Origin of the sequence: Priestia sp. TSO9 (assembly GCF_021029645.1) — a bacterium.
Classification (GTDB): domain Bacteria; phylum Bacillota; class Bacilli; order Bacillales; family Bacillaceae_H; genus Priestia; species Priestia megaterium_E.
The window spans coordinates 36,024-51,825 of sequence record NZ_JAJEKD010000015.1; the positions used below are offsets into that span (position 1 = coordinate 36,024).

At 38.6% G+C, this 15,802-nt stretch carries 15 protein-coding genes; 3 read left to right on the forward strand and 12 right to left on the reverse strand.

The features are described 5' to 3' along the window. Nucleotides 1–260: 260 nt before the first annotated feature. Nucleotides 261–584, forward strand: coding sequence for a YnfA family protein (locus LJC66_RS14910; RefSeq protein ID WP_014459650.1), 324 nt, complete (start codon nucleotides 261–263; stop codon nucleotides 582–584). Between the two features lie 90 nt (nucleotides 585–674). Here LJC66_RS14910 and LJC66_RS14915 read toward each other — a convergent pair whose 3' ends face one another. The 5 genes from LJC66_RS14915 to LJC66_RS14935 form a co-directional block, all read right to left on the reverse strand. Beyond that, a complete protein-coding gene (locus LJC66_RS14915; protein WP_230932910.1) occupies nucleotides 675–1,985 on the reverse strand; it encodes a suppressor of fused domain protein in 1,311 nt (436 codons plus the stop codon). 15 nt (nucleotides 1,986–2,000) lie between these two features. Then, entirely contained in the window at nucleotides 2,001–4,274 is a 2,274-nt protein-coding gene (locus LJC66_RS14920; protein ID WP_230932911.1) for a T7SS effector LXG polymorphic toxin, read from the reverse strand. Between the two features lie 220 nt (nucleotides 4,275–4,494). Continuing rightward, nucleotides 4,495–5,778 carry an ABC transporter substrate-binding protein gene (locus tag LJC66_RS14925; protein WP_025751355.1) on the reverse strand — a complete coding sequence of 428 codons (1,284 nt, stop codon included), beginning with the start codon at nucleotides 5,776–5,778 and terminating at the stop codon, nucleotides 4,495–4,497. Between the two features lie 70 nt (nucleotides 5,779–5,848). Continuing rightward, on the reverse strand, nucleotides 5,849–6,676 hold the full coding sequence (locus tag LJC66_RS14930; protein ID WP_013057493.1) for a carbohydrate ABC transporter permease: 828 nt from the start codon (nucleotides 6,674–6,676) through the stop codon (nucleotides 5,849–5,851). Next, nucleotides 6,676–7,638 (reverse strand): carbohydrate ABC transporter permease, encoded by a 963-nt coding sequence (locus tag LJC66_RS14935; RefSeq protein ID WP_028408977.1) that lies wholly within the window; start codon nucleotides 7,636–7,638, stop codon nucleotides 6,676–6,678. Before LJC66_RS14935 ends, LJC66_RS14930 begins: the two co-directional genes overlap by 1 nt. A 224-nt stretch (nucleotides 7,639–7,862) precedes the next feature. Between LJC66_RS14935 and LJC66_RS14940 the strand changes: the two genes are divergently transcribed. Beyond that, complete coding sequence (locus tag LJC66_RS14940; RefSeq protein WP_230932912.1) at nucleotides 7,863–8,702, forward strand: SDR family oxidoreductase; 840 nt, start codon at nucleotides 7,863–7,865, stop codon at nucleotides 8,700–8,702. Nucleotides 8,703–8,745: 43 nt separating this feature from the next. Here LJC66_RS14940 and LJC66_RS14945 read toward each other — a convergent pair whose 3' ends face one another. From LJC66_RS14945 to LJC66_RS14975, 7 genes are all read right to left on the reverse strand, one after another. Continuing rightward, the gene (locus LJC66_RS14945; protein WP_230932913.1) at nucleotides 8,746–10,077 is read right to left on the reverse strand and encodes a TIGR00366 family protein; all 1,332 of its coding nucleotides are present in this window, start codon (nucleotides 10,075–10,077) and stop codon (nucleotides 8,746–8,748) included. Between the two features lie 127 nt (nucleotides 10,078–10,204). Further along, nucleotides 10,205–10,690: a GNAT family N-acetyltransferase gene (locus LJC66_RS14950; RefSeq protein ID WP_013057497.1), complete on the reverse strand. Its 486-nt coding sequence runs from the start codon at nucleotides 10,688–10,690 to the stop codon at nucleotides 10,205–10,207. 103 nt (nucleotides 10,691–10,793) lie between these two features. Further along, nucleotides 10,794–11,027, reverse strand: coding sequence for a hypothetical protein (locus tag LJC66_RS14955; protein ID WP_028408981.1), 234 nt, complete (start codon nucleotides 11,025–11,027; stop codon nucleotides 10,794–10,796). A 100-nt stretch (nucleotides 11,028–11,127) separates the two neighbouring features. Further along, the gene (locus LJC66_RS14960; protein WP_230932914.1) at nucleotides 11,128–11,313 is read right to left on the reverse strand and encodes a DUF4083 family protein; all 186 of its coding nucleotides are present in this window, start codon (nucleotides 11,311–11,313) and stop codon (nucleotides 11,128–11,130) included. Nucleotides 11,314–11,404: 91 nt separating this feature from the next. Beyond that, the gene (locus tag LJC66_RS14965; RefSeq protein ID WP_195696724.1) at nucleotides 11,405–12,511 is read right to left on the reverse strand and encodes a CapA family protein; all 1,107 of its coding nucleotides are present in this window, start codon (nucleotides 12,509–12,511) and stop codon (nucleotides 11,405–11,407) included. Between the two features lie 301 nt (nucleotides 12,512–12,812). Continuing rightward, the gene (locus LJC66_RS14970) at nucleotides 12,813–14,057 is read right to left on the reverse strand and encodes a YeeE/YedE family protein (RefSeq protein ID WP_230932915.1); all 1,245 of its coding nucleotides are present in this window, start codon (nucleotides 14,055–14,057) and stop codon (nucleotides 12,813–12,815) included. 172 nt (nucleotides 14,058–14,229) lie between these two features. Next, nucleotides 14,230–15,267, reverse strand: coding sequence for an EAL domain-containing protein (locus LJC66_RS14975; protein ID WP_230932916.1), 1,038 nt, complete (start codon nucleotides 15,265–15,267; stop codon nucleotides 14,230–14,232). A gap of 199 nt (nucleotides 15,268–15,466) precedes the next feature. On the opposite strand from LJC66_RS14975, the gene LJC66_RS14980 reads away from it, so the two are divergent. After that, entirely contained in the window at nucleotides 15,467–15,799 is a 333-nt protein-coding gene (locus LJC66_RS14980; protein ID WP_098248235.1) for a hypothetical protein, read from the forward strand. Nucleotides 15,800–15,802: the final 3 nt, after the last annotated feature.

Sequence of the window (15,802 nt, forward strand, 5' to 3'; positions counted from 1 at the left end):
TCTGCATTCTTTTATATAGTCCATTTACTGCTAACTTTCACCTTTTTTAAAAGTACCCTGAGCATCAATAATTGAATGACTCTTTGTACTCCCACAAACATTCTACATAAACTCATACTATTAATAGTTTAGCAGGTTTGAAGACAAATTGATAAAGGAATGCTTTCCAGTGTACTTATTTAAAACGAGCAAATGGTTCATCAAACGAAAAAAGTAAGATAGAATAAAGAGATGAAATGATGATATAAGGAGTATAGTTTATGATTAAAGCAATTTTTCTTTTTATTTTAGCAGGTCTTGCTGAAATTGGCGGAGGCTATCTGATTTGGCAGTGGCTGCGCGAAGGAGCATCAAGCTGGTTAGGGCTTCTAGGCGGTATTGCTTTGGTGCTGTACGGCGTCATTGCTACGTGGCAGTCGTTTCCGGACTTTGGACGTGTATATGCAGCTTACGGCGGTATTTTTATTGTTTTAAGCCTGTTTTGGGCGTGGTGGGTTGATAAAAAAATGCCCGATACATACGATTGGATCGGCGGACTTGTGTGTCTGATTGGCGTAGCGGTTATGCTTTGGCCAAGAAGTTAAGTAATCACACAGGAAGGAGCGCGTTTTCTCCCCTTTTGTTAAGAGAAACCAAAATAAAAAGTAGCCTATATATTGGCTACTTTTTATTTATTACTTATTGAACCTGCCGAAAAAGCCTTTTCTTTTTTCCTTAAACGTATTAGGTCTATGTAAGTTAAATAGGTGTTCGATGCCATTTTCCATCATCTTTTCTAACAACGCTTCTTGTCCATGCTGGAAATAGTACTCCATTTCTTCTTCGTACAAAGGAAGAAGCGTGTGGAAATAGACTGGCCACTCTCCGTCAATTTCTTTTCCATTTTCAAGATACGGCATCGTAAATGCCTCTTGGCACTGCGGCAGAGGCGGCACGACCATAACACCACAAAAGCCGCTTTCTGGTGAATACGGTTGAACGTGTAAAGGCAGCTTCACCTTTTCACCTGTTAACATTCGTTCATAAGTATCCACGTAGCGATCCAGCTCTTGATTTGGAAACACCATCCACTGACCAATCCAATTCATATGGTTTACCGCAAAGCTTCCTACTTGATGCATGACTTGTGGAATCCAGCTGTACTTTTCATCTTCAAACGGATCTTGATCTGCATGCATCACCAGTTCAACGTACGCGCTGTCTAATCCAGGGGGTGTCGGCAGGCGAAGCGTACTATAACCATGTGTTGCGACCGTATAAAACGGCACTGATTCTGTAGGAGCCATTTCATAAAAACCTGCCTCTGTCACCTCAGCTGATTCTGCTTCGACACGGCGTATAATGGGCCCATAATATGCTTGTAAGTGAGCTTCCACATCCTCATCGAGTGATTCCCGAACAAATGGATTTACCTCTTCAACTGATGCTTCTTCTTCTTGTGATGACCATACTTCATAGAAAGTAAAACCGGTTAAATCACTTTGAAGGATATAATCGCGTACGTCATCTGATACATAAATTTCTTGAGAGATTATTGGGAAATCTCCGAAACGATGCTTGGTTGATTTTGTACGGAAAATATGACTCTTTTTCAATTCGTTTTCTATAAATGCTATTTGTTCAAAACCACCAAACTTATTAGGTATCGAATTTTCATAATCAATACATTCTAAAATATTTGTAATATTAATTGCATAATAATTATCATCATTATGAACTACCGGTAGTATTTCAGCACTGTCTGTTAAATAACGGTCTAAATGCTGAGTAGCCTTTTGTGAGAAAATAGGGGGATTCGAACGCCCTTTATATGTTATATAGTCCTTATACTCTCCTTCTTGAAAAGTTTCCATTACAATAGATTCCCAGCTGTGCTGAAGAGACTCTCCCATAAGTCCCCTATCAAAAAAATCTTCATTCTTTTGTTTATTCTTTGCTGTCAGTTGAACAGCTTCTTCGGTGCAATACATTTGCCATATTTTCATAAAATCACCTCTGTTTTAATTTTTATATAAAAAGTCTATTCTTCCGGTAAATAAACCTTCTCTGGTATCCTCTAATAACTCTAAAATTAAATCTTTTTTCATTAAAGGTGAAATATTCAAGCTATCAATTCGACGCAATTCTACATCCAAATGTTTTTTATAAGCTTTCCCATGCCCCCAAAAACTCTTTCCAGTTAGCCAATAATCTCCATACAAATGGTGGACAACTTGTCCTGGCCAAAATTTAAACTCTTTTGCGGTTATAAAAACTCCGTTAGCAGCAGAATTAATATCTATACCATATTTCTCTAAATACTCTCTCATCCCTCCATCGTTTACAGGAACGATATGATGAGCTTGAGAATTTTTCGGCCGTATAATACCGGCATTCTTTAATTCATCGCTTAGTATTACAGAATCTTGTTTGGATTTACTATGTGTTTTCTGAAGAGTCCAAGCTTGATTTTTCCTCACTTGATTAGCGTATTGTTCTGCTTTTTTAGCAGCCATTAACCTTAATCGCTGAATTCTATCAGCATTCACCTTACGTTTTACCGGTATTATCTTTAATATTTTTTCTTTGCTTAAACGTAAATTAATCGCTTGAAGCTCCCGGTTAGTTAGGTGTGTAACATCTTTACTAGGAGCTACTAAGCTACCTTTCCAACTTGCTGGGTCAACTAAACCCTCTTTTACAGCCGCTGCTAATTTGGCCTTACTAGCTTGATTAAACTCTAGTTTGTTAATAATATCTAAGTTCTTTGATAAAGTTTCAGCAGATCTAGTTTCTGAGTTAACAGCCTCAAGACTTTTTGAAGATTGAGAGCCTCTTCCATTACCTTTCGGTGGTACATTCCAATCAGAAGTAGTTTTATAAATATTGTTTTCTAGATGAGATGAAGACTTGGAATATAAGCTTGACTCAGACACTGCACTTTCTCCAGCAAATGCTAAGTGTCTTTGAACGCCTGTAGTATTGGCTAAATTAGAGGTTTCTTTAAACGTATGCTTTGCTTGTTCACCTAGCACTTTTGCTCCTTTAATGGCTTCTTTCGTATCTTTGGCGACTTTCTGAGTAATTACTGCACCAGCTCCGCTTCCAAATAGCCCTCCAAATGCTCCTATTAACGCGCTTTTACGCTCATCTTCATCTAGCTTATTTCCAAGTACATCTTTTCCTGTTACATATTCGTACGTCCCATTCGTACCTACAAGTCCGTAAAGACCTTTTTCGGTGTTCTGAAGAACATGAAACGATTTAGGATTTTTATATGCAAGCAATGCATCGTGAGCCGCATTCATTCCTTTACCAGCTTTATATACACCTTTTGCTCCTTTTGCTCCTTTACCAATCCATCCTACTACTGGAATAAAACCAGCTGCAGCCATTGCCGCTGCAGTTGCTCGCTGAGTGGCAGAGAGCTTTTTACCCGTCACAGGATCTACACCTTCGGTTGCTCGCTTATAATCATAATATCCAGTCGCTTCTCCTGTAAAGGTTGAAACGACTTCCCATGTTTTTTCATACCATGGTTTATTCGCTTCAATTTCTGCTTGTCTTTTATTTTCATAGTATGTTTTTTCTTCTTTTTTTGCTTTTAAATAACTTTTAGTATTTTGGCTGATTTTTTGCTGTATTTTGTATTTTTCACTATTATGATAGGCTTTAGTGTCAAAAACAACTTGATAAGCTCCACTCCCTTGAGAAGTTAACGCTTCTAGCTCATCAACACTGCTTTTTACAGATTGGTAATTTTCATCTAAACTTGCATATTCAGTAGACCAATTATGATCTAGTTTTTCTACTGCAGTAATGGTACTAGCTCTCTTTTTATCTGCGCTCTTTAGCTTCGATTGAACATCCTTTGTTGAAAAAGCGTCCAACGGCAAAATATCATGTATATCATTCAAGATATCTTTTAAATCTTTATGTTGTTCTTCAATCATTTGTGTTGCCTGATTATTAGCTACTTCGAGTTCATGTTCTAAAAAAGATACATCAACAATTGTGTGACCATCTAATTTTTCTTCATGTGCACGTTCTGACAATACAGAAAAATAGGCATGGTTAGCAGAAACTAATGCTTCCCAATAGCCAACCACGTCTACCTGCATTTGATAAAATTTTTTAATTTGGTCTGCACCTTTCCCTTGAAATTCGGTATCTAAGTTTGCTACACCTTGTAATGCTTTTTTCAGTTCACCTAGTTCTTGATTAAGCTTTTTATATGTACTTACACGCTCTTTTGCATAAGCAAGCAGTGAACTTGCTTCATACACTTTACCCATTAAATTCCCTCTTTTATCACTGTAATTAGAAAGCCATCAAATTTTTTGTATTTAATCTAATTTTTCCCTATATTATCCATTATAAAGTTTCAGCTAACCTATCTAAATAGGAATATCTAACCTTTTATACACAATTAATTTCTATAAAAAGGATAAAGATACAAAAATATCATATCTTTGATTCCACAAAAAAAAGACAACCCAAAGGTTGTCTTTTTCATTACTTCAATTCAGCCCATCTTTTATCTAATGATTTTAACAGCTCATCTTCAGACGTTTGGCCGCCGATGTATTCTTGTACATCCGCTCCGAATTTTTGCGTTACGCCTTCAGGGAATTTTGTCCATTCCCAAGGAAGCGTTTTTTGATCTTTAGAATATTTAAGAAGTTCTTCACCTAGAGGTCCAATGTCTTTTGCTTCGATTGACTTAAAGGCTGGAATGTACTTGAAGTCTTCTACTAGCGCTTTTTGGCCTTCTTTAGATGTGACCATCCAGTTTAAGAAGTCTTTGGCTGCTTTTTTATCTGCCGCTGGTGCTTGTTTGTGAATAACCCAGTTGCTTGGAACGTCAATTGCAAGCTTGTCAGCTACAGCTGCATCATCGCTTAACGGCATAGGCAGAATACCTACATCCATGTTCGGCGTAATTTTATCAAGCATTGGCTGAATCCAGTTTCCTTGCTGAATCATCGCTGCTTCACCGTTCGCAAACTTCGTTACTTGCGTGTTGTAGTCCGTCGTTAACGGATTTTTGTTTCCGTATTTTACCGTTAAATCAAGCAGCTTCACATACTGTTTGAACTGCTCGTTTCCTGCGATTTTCGTACTGCCGTCATTTAGCCCTTTAATAAATGCATCCGGATCTTTTTGACTAGCAAATGGAATATTTAAGCCGTGGTTTCCAAGCACCCACCACTCGCCGTAACCGATAGAAAATGGCGTAATGCCGGCAGCTTTTAGCTTTTTAGCCGCTGCTTCTAATTCTGAATATGTTTTTGGAAGTTCTTTGATGCCTGCTTTTTTGAACAGTTTTTTGTTATATGTAAATCCATAGCCTTCAAGACTGATCGGCTGTCCATATACTTTACCGTCCATCGTCATCGGTGTAAGTGTGTTTTCGTACGCGTCATCAATCCAAGGCTGATCGGATAAATCTTCTAATTTATTTTTCCACGTTTTTGCCTCTTGATATCCGCCGTTTGTGAAAAGGTCAGGTGCATTCCCCGACGCAAACTGCGCTTTTAAAGCTGCTGCACCGTCAGCTCCTCCACCAACCGTTTGGATATTGAACTTCACATTTGGATGTTCTTTTGTGTATTGATCAGTTAGAGCTTTTAGCTGATCAGCGATTTCTACTTTTCCTTGAAATACATCTACTACTACTTGATCTCCGCCGCTTTTTTTATTACCCGATGCGCTTTCGTTTGAACACGCGGTTGAAAATAAAAGCGTAGCCGATAAAACACCTGCTGCTAAAGGCCATTTTTTCATTTTAAATGCCATTTTCCGTTCCTCCCTATTTGCTGCTGGTTTTGACGCCACAGCCTCAAAACCAGCCCTGTTGCCGATACTATTATTTAATTGAACCGCTTGTAATTCCTTTAACAATGTGTTTTTGCATTGCAAAGAAGAAGATTAATAGCGGGATAATACTGATTACAAGTGCTGCTAGTGCTAAATCCCACTGCTTTGTATACTGACCAAAGAAGAAGAATGTCGCAAGTGGAATTGTTCTTAGCTCAGGATCTTGAAGAACAAGAGACGGAAGTAAGAAGTCATTCCAAATCCATAGGCTGTTTAAGATAACTACGGTTACTGTAATTGGTTTTAATAACGGAAATACAATTCTCCAGAATACGCCTAGACGTGAGCATCCGTCGATGATTGCCGCTTCTTCTAGCTCAACTGGAATTCCTTTAATAAATCCGTGGTACAAGAAAATCGTCATACCTGAACCAAAGCCTAAATACATGATCACAATACCCCAGATGCTGTTTAACAGATTTAAGTTTCCTGCTACTTTTACAAGTGGAATCATGATGGATTGAAACGGAATAACCATTGCCGCTACGAATGCCATAAAGATAATGCTGCTGATTTTTTTCTTTGTTCGAACCAGCATGTAAGCTGCCATTGAGCAGAAGATGACTAGAACTGCGTTACTGATGACTGTAATGATCAGCGAGTTGCTAAGCACTTTTAAGTAATTCATTTGGTTGAATGCATTAACAAAGTTTTGAAACTGAATCGTTGTCGGCAGCGCCGATGTGTTTGATAAAATTTCTGCAAATGACTTCAGTGAGTTTGAAAGCACGTAATAAAATGGAACCAAGAACACTAGTCCAAGCAGGACTGCTAAAATTTCAACAATAAAGGTTTTGCTCGTATATTTGTTTCCCATCACGATTCAACCTCCTTCTTCTTGGTGTATGTTACTTGAATAATTGTAATTGCTGCTACGACGATGAAGAAAATTAAGGCTTTTGCTTCACCTAGACCGTATCTGTTATTAACAAATGCTTCTGTATAAATGTTAAGCGCTAACATTTCTGTTGATTTAAATGGACCACCGTTTGTTAATGATAAGTTGACATCAAATACTTTGAATGACCATGAAATCGTTAAGAATAAACAAACCGTTACTGCCGGTGCTACCATTGGAATTGTAATGTGACGAAGAATTTGCCATCTGCTTGCTCCGTCAATTTTTGCTGCTTCAATTAGCTCTTGCGGTACGTTTTGCAGTGCTGCTGTGTAAATAAGCATGATATAACCCGCTCCTTGCCATACACTTACAATCACGATGCCCCAAAATGCTGTTTTTGCGTCTCCCAGCCAAGGAAGCTCAAAAAGCGAAATTCCCGTGATTTGTCCGATAGATGCAAATCCTTTTACAAAAATGAACTGCCATACAAACCCTAGTAAAAGTCCGCCAATTAAATTCGGCATAAAGAAAACCGTACGTAAAATGTTTCGTGTTTTTAACATTTGAGTAACAAGGATTGCTAACACGAACCCAACCACATTCGTTAAGATAATTGCAACGACGGTATATTTTGTTGTGATCCAAAACGATTGCTGAAACTGCTTATCTTCAGTGAATAAGTACTTAAAGTTATCAAGTCCCACCCAGTTAATTGTACCGTTTACTCCGTTCCAGTCTGTAAATGAGTAATAAATTCCTGTAAAAAATGGTATAAGTACAATCACACAAAATGCTAATAGTGCGGGTCCTACAAATAGTGCAAATAAACCTACATTTTTCAAATTTTTACGTCTTTTCGTATTAATGGATGGTTCTCTTTTAAGTTCTTGCTCTAAAGGAACATATTCTGTCTCCTGTAATTTACTTTGGCTATTCATCTTACTAGCACCTCCCTATGTCTTATTTTAGCGAAATCAGTTATTTATGAAACCGCTTTAATTGACGAGTAGGGTGTAAAATATTGACCTTTGTGCAACATTTTCTCCCCTGTGCACACTTTACGCATTTTTTTAAAGTATGCGTGAAAGAAAAGCTAGAAGTGGACGGCGTATCTTCTTATCTTATACACTAGAAAAAAGATGTAGTTGGGAGGAACATACGCATGACAGCCAAACGAGCGTTAATTACGGGTGCCAATTCTGGAATGGGGCTGGCCACAACGATTGAACTAGCTAAAAAAGGATTCGAAGTCATTATGGTATGCCGAAATGAAGAAAGAGGAAATACGGCTTTAGAAGAAGCGAAGCGTCAAAGCGGATCGGATTCCATATCTCTTATGACCTGCGACTTAGCTTCTCTCGCTAGTATCCGGGCTTTCAGTGATGACTTTATGTCTCGCTACAGTATGCTTGATGTGCTGATTAATAACGCGGGCGTCGTGACAGTTAAGCGGGAAACAACACAAGACGGATTCGAAATGATGCTTGGTGTTAATCATTTGGGTCACTTTTTATTAACTAATTTACTTTTAGATCCGCTGAAAAAATCTCAGCAAGGACGCATTATAAACGTTGGGTCCGGTGCCCATAAATCTGGAAAAACAGACTTCAACAACCCTCACTTAACAACAGGATTCGGAATATGGCGAGGATACTCTCAGTCTAAATTAGCGAATAATTTATTTACGGTCCATTTAAGTAAAAAGCTAAAAGATACTTCTGTAACCGTAAATTGCCTACACCCCGGTGCAGTCTCTACCGCTATCGGCGTTAATCGTCAAACGGGTTTTGGAAAAAGCGTTCACGCCGTGCTTCGCCCTTTCTTTTTAACACCTCTTCAAGGTGCCGAAACAGCTATTTATTTAGCAGACAGCCCTGAAGTGACGCATATTAGCGGCGCTTACTTTTATAAAAAACGCGTGACGCCCCCTTCTTCAAGAGCAAAAAATGAACGGTTTGCAGAAGAATTCTGGAACTGGAGTGCACGCGAAGTTGGCTTATAATGTAGAATAAAAAAAGGTCAGCTTTTCAGCTGACCTTTTCGTATTAGAAAAACGTTAGTCCTATAGCAAAAATAAAGCCTGATACAATTAAGGTCGTCACGCAGTAGCCCATTATATCGCGCGCTCCGAGCCCTGCGATAGCTAGTGCGGGCAGTGCCCAAAATGGCTGCGCCATATTCATCCATGCTTCTCCGTAAGCAATGGCCATCGCAGCGACTCCCGGATCTACGCCAAGCTGTTCAGCTGCCGGCATAATAAAAGGTCCTTGTACAACCCAGTGTCCTCCTCCAGACGGAACAAAAAAGTTCACAACGCCAGAACTTAAAAACGCAAGAAACGGAAATGTCGTTTCATTTGAAATCGAGATAAAGGCGTTCGTTAGCTTCCCGCCTAAACCTGATAGCTCCATCATGCCTTGAATACCTGCGTAGAATGGAAACTGAATCACAATCCCAGCGGTTCCTTTCGCAGCATTAGAAACGGCATTCATATAGGATAAAGGCGTGCGGTGAAGTAAAATACCCGTTGTAAAAAACAATAAGTTCACTGTGTTAATATCCATTTTAAAACCGTTTGTAGCAAAATAATAAATTAAATATGAATACCCAAGAAGCGCAATCGTCAGACTTAAAAACCTGCTGTTTTCCATCCGTACAGCAAATGTTGGCTTAGAAGAAGTGGTCTCAACAACTGTAGCCGGAGCCATTTCATCTTCCGCCAGCAGTCTTGGATCAATTTCTACCACTTCTTTTCCCGTCGGCATCATCAGTCTTGTCATAATAGGAAGGACAATTAATAACCCGAGGGTAATAAATAAGTTGTACCCTGTAAAAATCGTGTCTGACAGCGGAATAAGTCCAGCCGTTTTTTCCATTGGGTTTCCAGGTGTAGCAGCAACAAGAGGAATCGAACCCGACAAGCCTCCGTGCCATGTTAAAAACCCTATGTAAGCACAGGAAATTAAAAACCGATAATCAGATCCCGGCACGCGTTTCGCTACTTCTTTCGCAAACAGCGCACCTACAATTAAACCAAACCCCCAGTTAATCATACAGGCCATAGCTGCGCCGAGCGTGACAAGAATTACCCCTTGTGCCGGAGTTTTGGCTAACAGCGCTATGTTCACAAGCCACTTCTTTACAAGCGGCGAGCTGGCAAGCGCATGTCCCGTGACAAGCACTAAACTCATTTGCATCGCAAATGCTAAAAGGTTCCAAAAGCCACTTCCCCAAAACTGAACCATTTCAATCGGTCCGTGAGGAGTAAAAACAATACCTGATACAAATAAAATCAGCGTCAAGATTAAAGCAAATACAAACGGATCAGGTAAAAAACGCTGCACAAGCGCCGTAAAGAAATTAGATAACGCTTTCATTTTACTCCTCCTTTACAGGAATACTCCTGTGAATAAATGTCGACAAGCATCTTTAATTATACATAATTTGTTGAAAATTGTTAATATTTAGTTTAAATAAAAAACCCTTCTGTTTTTCAGAAGGGTTTTACACACTAAATGTTTGAATAAGAGTTGGCTCTCCGTCAAGTTCAATTTTCTTTTCTTGAAAGGAAATATGTAAGCTTTTATAAATATGTTTCCAAAATGAAATAGCCCGCTTATTCCCTGCAAGCTCAATAATCATATACGTTCCTTTTCGATGAGAGAAAATGTCTTTTACCGTTTTGGAAGCGATGCCCTGCCCTCGGTATTTGTTTAAGATAAAAAAATCATTGATGCAGTAATCTGCTTCCTGCTGAAGTGCGGGCTGTTCAAGAAGTAAAAAAAAGCCCGTCAGCTTATCATCTACTTTAATAAAGTATGGCGAGAGGCCTTCTACTTTCCAAAACAGCGGCAGCTCTTCAAAGTGAAAAGCTCCATCTTCGCGAATATCTAAAGAAGGTGTATACGCAGATAAATCGTGGAGATAAAGAGAATACAAATTTTGCAAAACGCCCGCTTGGTTTTTAGGTACTTTTTCAATCGTAAGCATTCTTAGTTCATCCCCTTCTTTTCCTATCATAAGGGTTTTTTGTGAAAGTTTACAGTAAAAATGTTTGAGCAAAGTGAAGATGGATAGTCAAAAAGCTCTTTTTTCATTTTGTAGATGTATGAAACGCAATAAAAAAACGATCATCTCCGGTACTGTACGCTCCGTCTGATAATCGTTTTTTATGTTTTGTTTGCTGATGCTGAAGTTTTTCCTTCTTTGTTTTGGTTTTGCGGGTTTCCATGTCTGCAAATACAAACAGGCTGCGGTTTAATTCTGGATTTCGCTTTCCTTCACGCGTCATTTTATCACGCATTTTTTTTGCTTTTGACTTTGCCATGTAACTTCCTCCCTATATAAACGATGTATACATATCTTACTGCTTTTTTATAAAATGTCAAGTACAGAAGCACTGATGTATTGACAGTGCTTCTGTATAGTCAAGACTCTTTATTTTTTAGCATATCATCTAATCTTTGCTCTATTCGCTGAAGCCTTTTTTCATTTCCTCCCTGCCTTTGAATCAATCTTTTTACACCTATAATGAATGCAATAATTATCCCTGCTCCGCCTATAAGAATCAGCAGCATAAGAATTTGAAAAATAATATCACCTGTATTAACCATAACTCCACCTTTAATCTATTTTTTTACATTATATCATTTTTTTGGTTGTTTTTGCTTTAGTTTATAAAAAAAGCTCTCAATGCTGAGAGCTTCATTTACTATCTTCATCATAAACTGTCCACTTTTCCTGTTTGATTTGATTGGAAACATCAATCAGTTTATTTTTCACTCGGTCCTTTTCCTCACCTGTTAAAGGCGTAGGTCGGTAGTCGTTTCGCGCTGTTGTGGAAGAAATACGGAATGGAATGACGTTGATGTCTTTATTCGTCGTTAGCTTTCCATCTTTAATCGTAAACTTCTGCTGAAATACAAATGTATCTTTATCACTTGGATTTTTGTTTCCACCAAACATAAAGTTTCCTAAGCTATAGACAATAAATTTATTTTTGTACTCTTCAATTCCTTGAACAACGTGAGGATGATGACCTAAAATTAAATCTGCTCCGTTATCAATTGTATATTTCGCCAATGCTTGCTGCGCTGTATCAGGAACATAGTGTCGTTCAGATCCCCAGTGGAAATGCACAATGATAATTTTAGCTCCTTTTTCTTTTAAAGACTTAATTCCGTCTTTAATCTGGCTTCTTATTTCTTTGGTGTCATCCCAGCCTGGATATCCAAGCAACCCTACTTTGACTCCTTTTACCGTTGTGACGTATGTATCTTCATAGCCAAAATAGCCTATTCCGCTTTTCTTCAAGTTCTCTCTTGTATCATCATATCCTTGCTGTAAATAATCACGTGTATGATTATTAGCTAAGTTAACGGTTTCAATACTTCCTTGTTTTAAAATATTCACAAAAGAAGGATCACCTTTAAAACGAAATGTTTTACTTGCTTTTTCAGTCGCAGTTGTCAGCGTCGTTTCTAAATTAACCGTTGTTAAATCATCTTGTTCAAAAATCGACTTTACATTTTGCGTAAAATACGGAAGGCCATTTCTTGCCGCTACGTCATTAAAAGTAGAATCATAGCTGAAGCTTTCATCATTTCCTAAAGTAAAATCTCCCGCTGCGCTAATTTTAATGGTTGTATTAATGCCCTCTTTTTTCTCTTTTTTTGTCGCTTCTTCTTTAGATTTTACAGCTTCTTCTTTTTTCTGCGGTTCAGAAGATGTTTGTTCTCCTGCTCCTCCGCACGCTCCCAGTAAAAAACACAAACTTCCATAAATAACAGCTTTTTTTAAATACTTGTTCATGTAACGTTAAAACCCCTTTTTACGTTTTAATAACTGTGTTTGGACATGGTGTTTAATGTACATTTCGCCAAATACATACAATCTTCCTGTTATATCGGCAAAATAAGTGAAATTTTTATAAAAAAAGGAAGTTCCTATCTTCTTTTTGGATTAGAACAAGAGGTTTTTGTAATACAAGCGCTATGAAGAAAACTGATTATCTTTGATAAACGTCAAGGAATTTACAAAAATATAGAGATTTTCAAACATCACCTAAAATAAAAAACCTCCTTTGCTCATGCAAAGAAGGTTTTATCTAAACTTAACAAATCGAATCATTAGATTTAGGGTTTTTGAGTCCAAATATCGGTCGGATAAATAGTGCTACGCCTGTGCCAAGCATCGCCATCACCATCCATACCCATCCATGAAGACTGAATGAAGCAATGCCGCCAAAGTAAGCGCCGATGTTACAGCCAAAAGCAAGACGTGCACCATATCCCATTAAAAGGCCGCCAACAACAGCTGCTCCTGCAACTCCGGGCTTAATCTTTCCTGGTTTGAACGTCCCTTGCGCCGCTGCTGAAATGAAAGCGCCTAGTATGATCCCAAAGTTTAACACGCTGGTAGAGTCCGCTAGCACACTTTGCGTTAGCGCTTCTCCATTTGCACCTTGAAAAAATCCCCAGCTCGATACATCTATCCCAGCTGCCATCATCGCTTTTCCGCCCCATAAAGCAAAAGCAGAGGTAATTCCCCAAGGATTTCCTCTTACAGCAAGCGTCAATGCATTTAACACGGCCAGTACAATCGCTGCTGTGAATAGAGGCCAAGAGCCGCGAATAATCTTTTTCCACCCTTTTGTAGTAGGAAGCTGTTTCATCATAGGCGGATTTTTCTTTTTGGCAATTTGAATCGTAATCCAGTAAATCGCTGCGAACGCGATAAGCTGTACAATCCAAGCTCCAAAATAACCAAGACCTGTCGATTCAGCTAATGAGATAGGGGGAAGCGAAGGTTGTTTTTGCCAAAATGGCAAATGATACGCCCCAAACATAGAACCTACAATAAAGGCTAAAAGCGTTAAAATCATGGAAGAGGAGCCGCCACCTAACGAATACAGCGTCCCTGAGGCACATCCATTTCCTAACTGCATGCCAATTCCAAACATAAACGAACCAACTATCACGCTTACTCCTACAGGTGAAACATATCCTTTTGGCGTTACCCCTGTAAAGCTAAAGCCTGTACTTAAAATAATAGCAAACAGCGTTGACGCAATTGCAAGCATAAGCATATGCGCTTGCAAGCCTTGAACATTGCCGACAGACACAAGGCGGCGAAATGCTGATGTAAAGCCAAACCGTGCGTACAAAAGCGTCATCCCTAACGCTAGACCGATCATAAATAAAACACCTTGCGTCCAGTTAGTTGTTAGCACAATCGCAAGAAGTAAAATAATCGCTGCTATAACTCCTCCTGCAAATAATGGCTTTTGCATAGGGCTTAATTCTGTTACAACAGTAGTAGGCTTTGATTTATATGATGAGTGCAACGTTTGCGCCACATCATCCACTCCTTTTCTGATAGAAATACTAAGAATTAATATTTATCATCTTATAGCACTTCCCTTCTCCTGTAAACTGTTTAGCAAAATGAAAGTGAATTGTTTATTTTTAAAATATTCTTACCTTTAGTCATACAAAAAGCAGAAGCTTCTATCCTTCTGCTTTTCGCTGCTAAGCGTAAATAGAATGAATCTCTTTTACCGGAGTAGGATGAGGCTTTGCAAAATAATATCCTTGAAACAAATCATATCCCATCTCTATCAGGCATTTTAAATCTTCTTCTGTCTCTACTCCTTCCGCAAGAGCCTTCGCCCCCATTTTATGGGTGATAGCTAACATCTCTTGGGCCACTTTTTTCTGTTTCTCATTTTTACTGACTCCGTTTGTGAATTCAAATGCTAACTTCACCACGTCAGGCTCCACTTCTAAAAGCCTCTTCAGCGTGTTATAACCAACCCCTACGTCATCTAAAGCATATTTAAATCCGTGGGAACGATAATAATTCAAAATGTTTTTTAAATGCTCAATATCTTGAACATCCTCGGTTTCAATCACTTCAAACACTATTTGTTCGGGTTTTATATTCAATTCTTGAATTAACGCAAATGTAGATGCCAAGCAATGCTCGGGATTATATATTGCTGTAGGAATAAAGTTAATAAAAATCAGCTGACGATCAATAATACTAGCATTTTTTACAGCTTCTAAGCGGCAGGCTCGGTCAAGAGCGAAGGTTTTATTTCTTATTTGAGCAGCTTCAAACATTTTAAAAGGCGGGATAATACTTCCGTCTTCTTCTAATCCTCTTGATAAAATTTCGTGGCCAACGATATGCACGCGTTCGTGATCAATCGATACAATCGGCTGATAATATGAGCAAATTCGCTTGTCTTCAATCAGCTCATCAATCCACAAGGCATCTTTCATTTTTTGAAAAACGGTGATTGGCTCCATACGCCGCAGGTTTTCAAACGGGCTCCGCTGCTTGGCTTCTGCAGCCCACACATGCCGAGGGTCTAGATGCTGATGAACATAATCCATAAAACTCCAAAAGATATCTTCCCTCATCCAGACCATATCTTCTCCAAGAGTCTTCCATTGGCTTTGAGAAATATCCTTAAAGTATTTTTCCAATTTCTTCACATCGCTGGATTTCTGAAAAGAAACCGTATATCCTGTCCTAATTGGCAGACACGCGTCGCACCCCATAGCTCATCTTCTCCCTCATTTATCATCAGTTTTTTGTATGTACACATGAATAGTTCTTAGGAACTATACCACTTTTAAGAAACTTACAAACCCTATTTTTCCGCTAAAATAGAATGTATCAAAAAGTTTTGGTAAAATGATAGACGTGTTTTATTGTCTACATCATAAGACGCACCTGATAAAAGGAAGTGAACCATACATGAGCAAAAACCGTTTTACGAAGTGGTTTTTATTTTCTTTAATACTCTTTGCCTTAAGTACCGGAGCAATGTATTATACGCTCTATATATCGTACTGGGCGTATTCTATTAAGCTGTTTTTAATTGTGGTGCCGCTCTTTACCTTATTATCGGTTGCTTTTGGCTCGTTGGTGATCGTACATGAACGCAAAAGAAAACGTGTATTTCATCTGCAAAACGACGGAGGTAGTCCTAAAAGTACGTTTATTCAAGGCTTTTCGGAAATAGCGGTAGGAGCAGGAGGCATCTTGCTGTGCTTTTTTCTTTTTCTTTACTTTCTAATGGATTATTGAGTA

Coding starts and splice junctions, on each gene's coding strand:
- LJC66_RS14910 (WP_014459650.1), top strand. CDS start 261: ATGATTAAAGCAATTTTTCTTTTTATTTTAGCAGGTCTTGCTGAAATT.
- LJC66_RS14915 (WP_230932910.1), bottom strand. CDS start 1,985: ATGAAAATATGGCAAATGTATTGCACCGAAGAAGCTGTTCAACTGACA.
- LJC66_RS14920 (WP_230932911.1), bottom strand. CDS start 4,274: ATGGGTAAAGTGTATGAAGCAAGTTCACTGCTTGCTTATGCAAAAGAG.
- LJC66_RS14925 (WP_025751355.1), bottom strand. CDS start 5,778: ATGGCATTTAAAATGAAAAAATGGCCTTTAGCAGCAGGTGTTTTATCG.
- LJC66_RS14930 (WP_013057493.1), bottom strand. CDS start 6,676: ATGGGAAACAAATATACGAGCAAAACCTTTATTGTTGAAATTTTAGCA.
- LJC66_RS14935 (WP_028408977.1), bottom strand. CDS start 7,638: ATGAATAGCCAAAGTAAATTACAGGAGACAGAATATGTTCCTTTAGAG.
- LJC66_RS14940 (WP_230932912.1), top strand. CDS start 7,863: ATGACAGCCAAACGAGCGTTAATTACGGGTGCCAATTCTGGAATGGGG.
- LJC66_RS14945 (WP_230932913.1), bottom strand. CDS start 10,077: ATGAAAGCGTTATCTAATTTCTTTACGGCGCTTGTGCAGCGTTTTTTA.
- LJC66_RS14950 (WP_013057497.1), bottom strand. CDS start 10,690: ATGCTTACGATTGAAAAAGTACCTAAAAACCAAGCGGGCGTTTTGCAA.
- LJC66_RS14955 (WP_028408981.1), bottom strand. CDS start 11,027: ATGGCAAAGTCAAAAGCAAAAAAAATGCGTGATAAAATGACGCGTGAA.
- LJC66_RS14960 (WP_230932914.1), bottom strand. CDS start 11,313: ATGGTTAATACAGGTGATATTATTTTTCAAATTCTTATGCTGCTGATT.
- LJC66_RS14965 (WP_195696724.1), bottom strand. CDS start 12,511: ATGAACAAGTATTTAAAAAAAGCTGTTATTTATGGAAGTTTGTGTTTT.
- LJC66_RS14975 (WP_230932916.1), bottom strand. CDS start 15,267: ATGGGGTGCGACGCGTGTCTGCCAATTAGGACAGGATATACGGTTTCT.
- LJC66_RS14980 (WP_098248235.1), top strand. CDS start 15,467: ATGAGCAAAAACCGTTTTACGAAGTGGTTTTTATTTTCTTTAATACTC.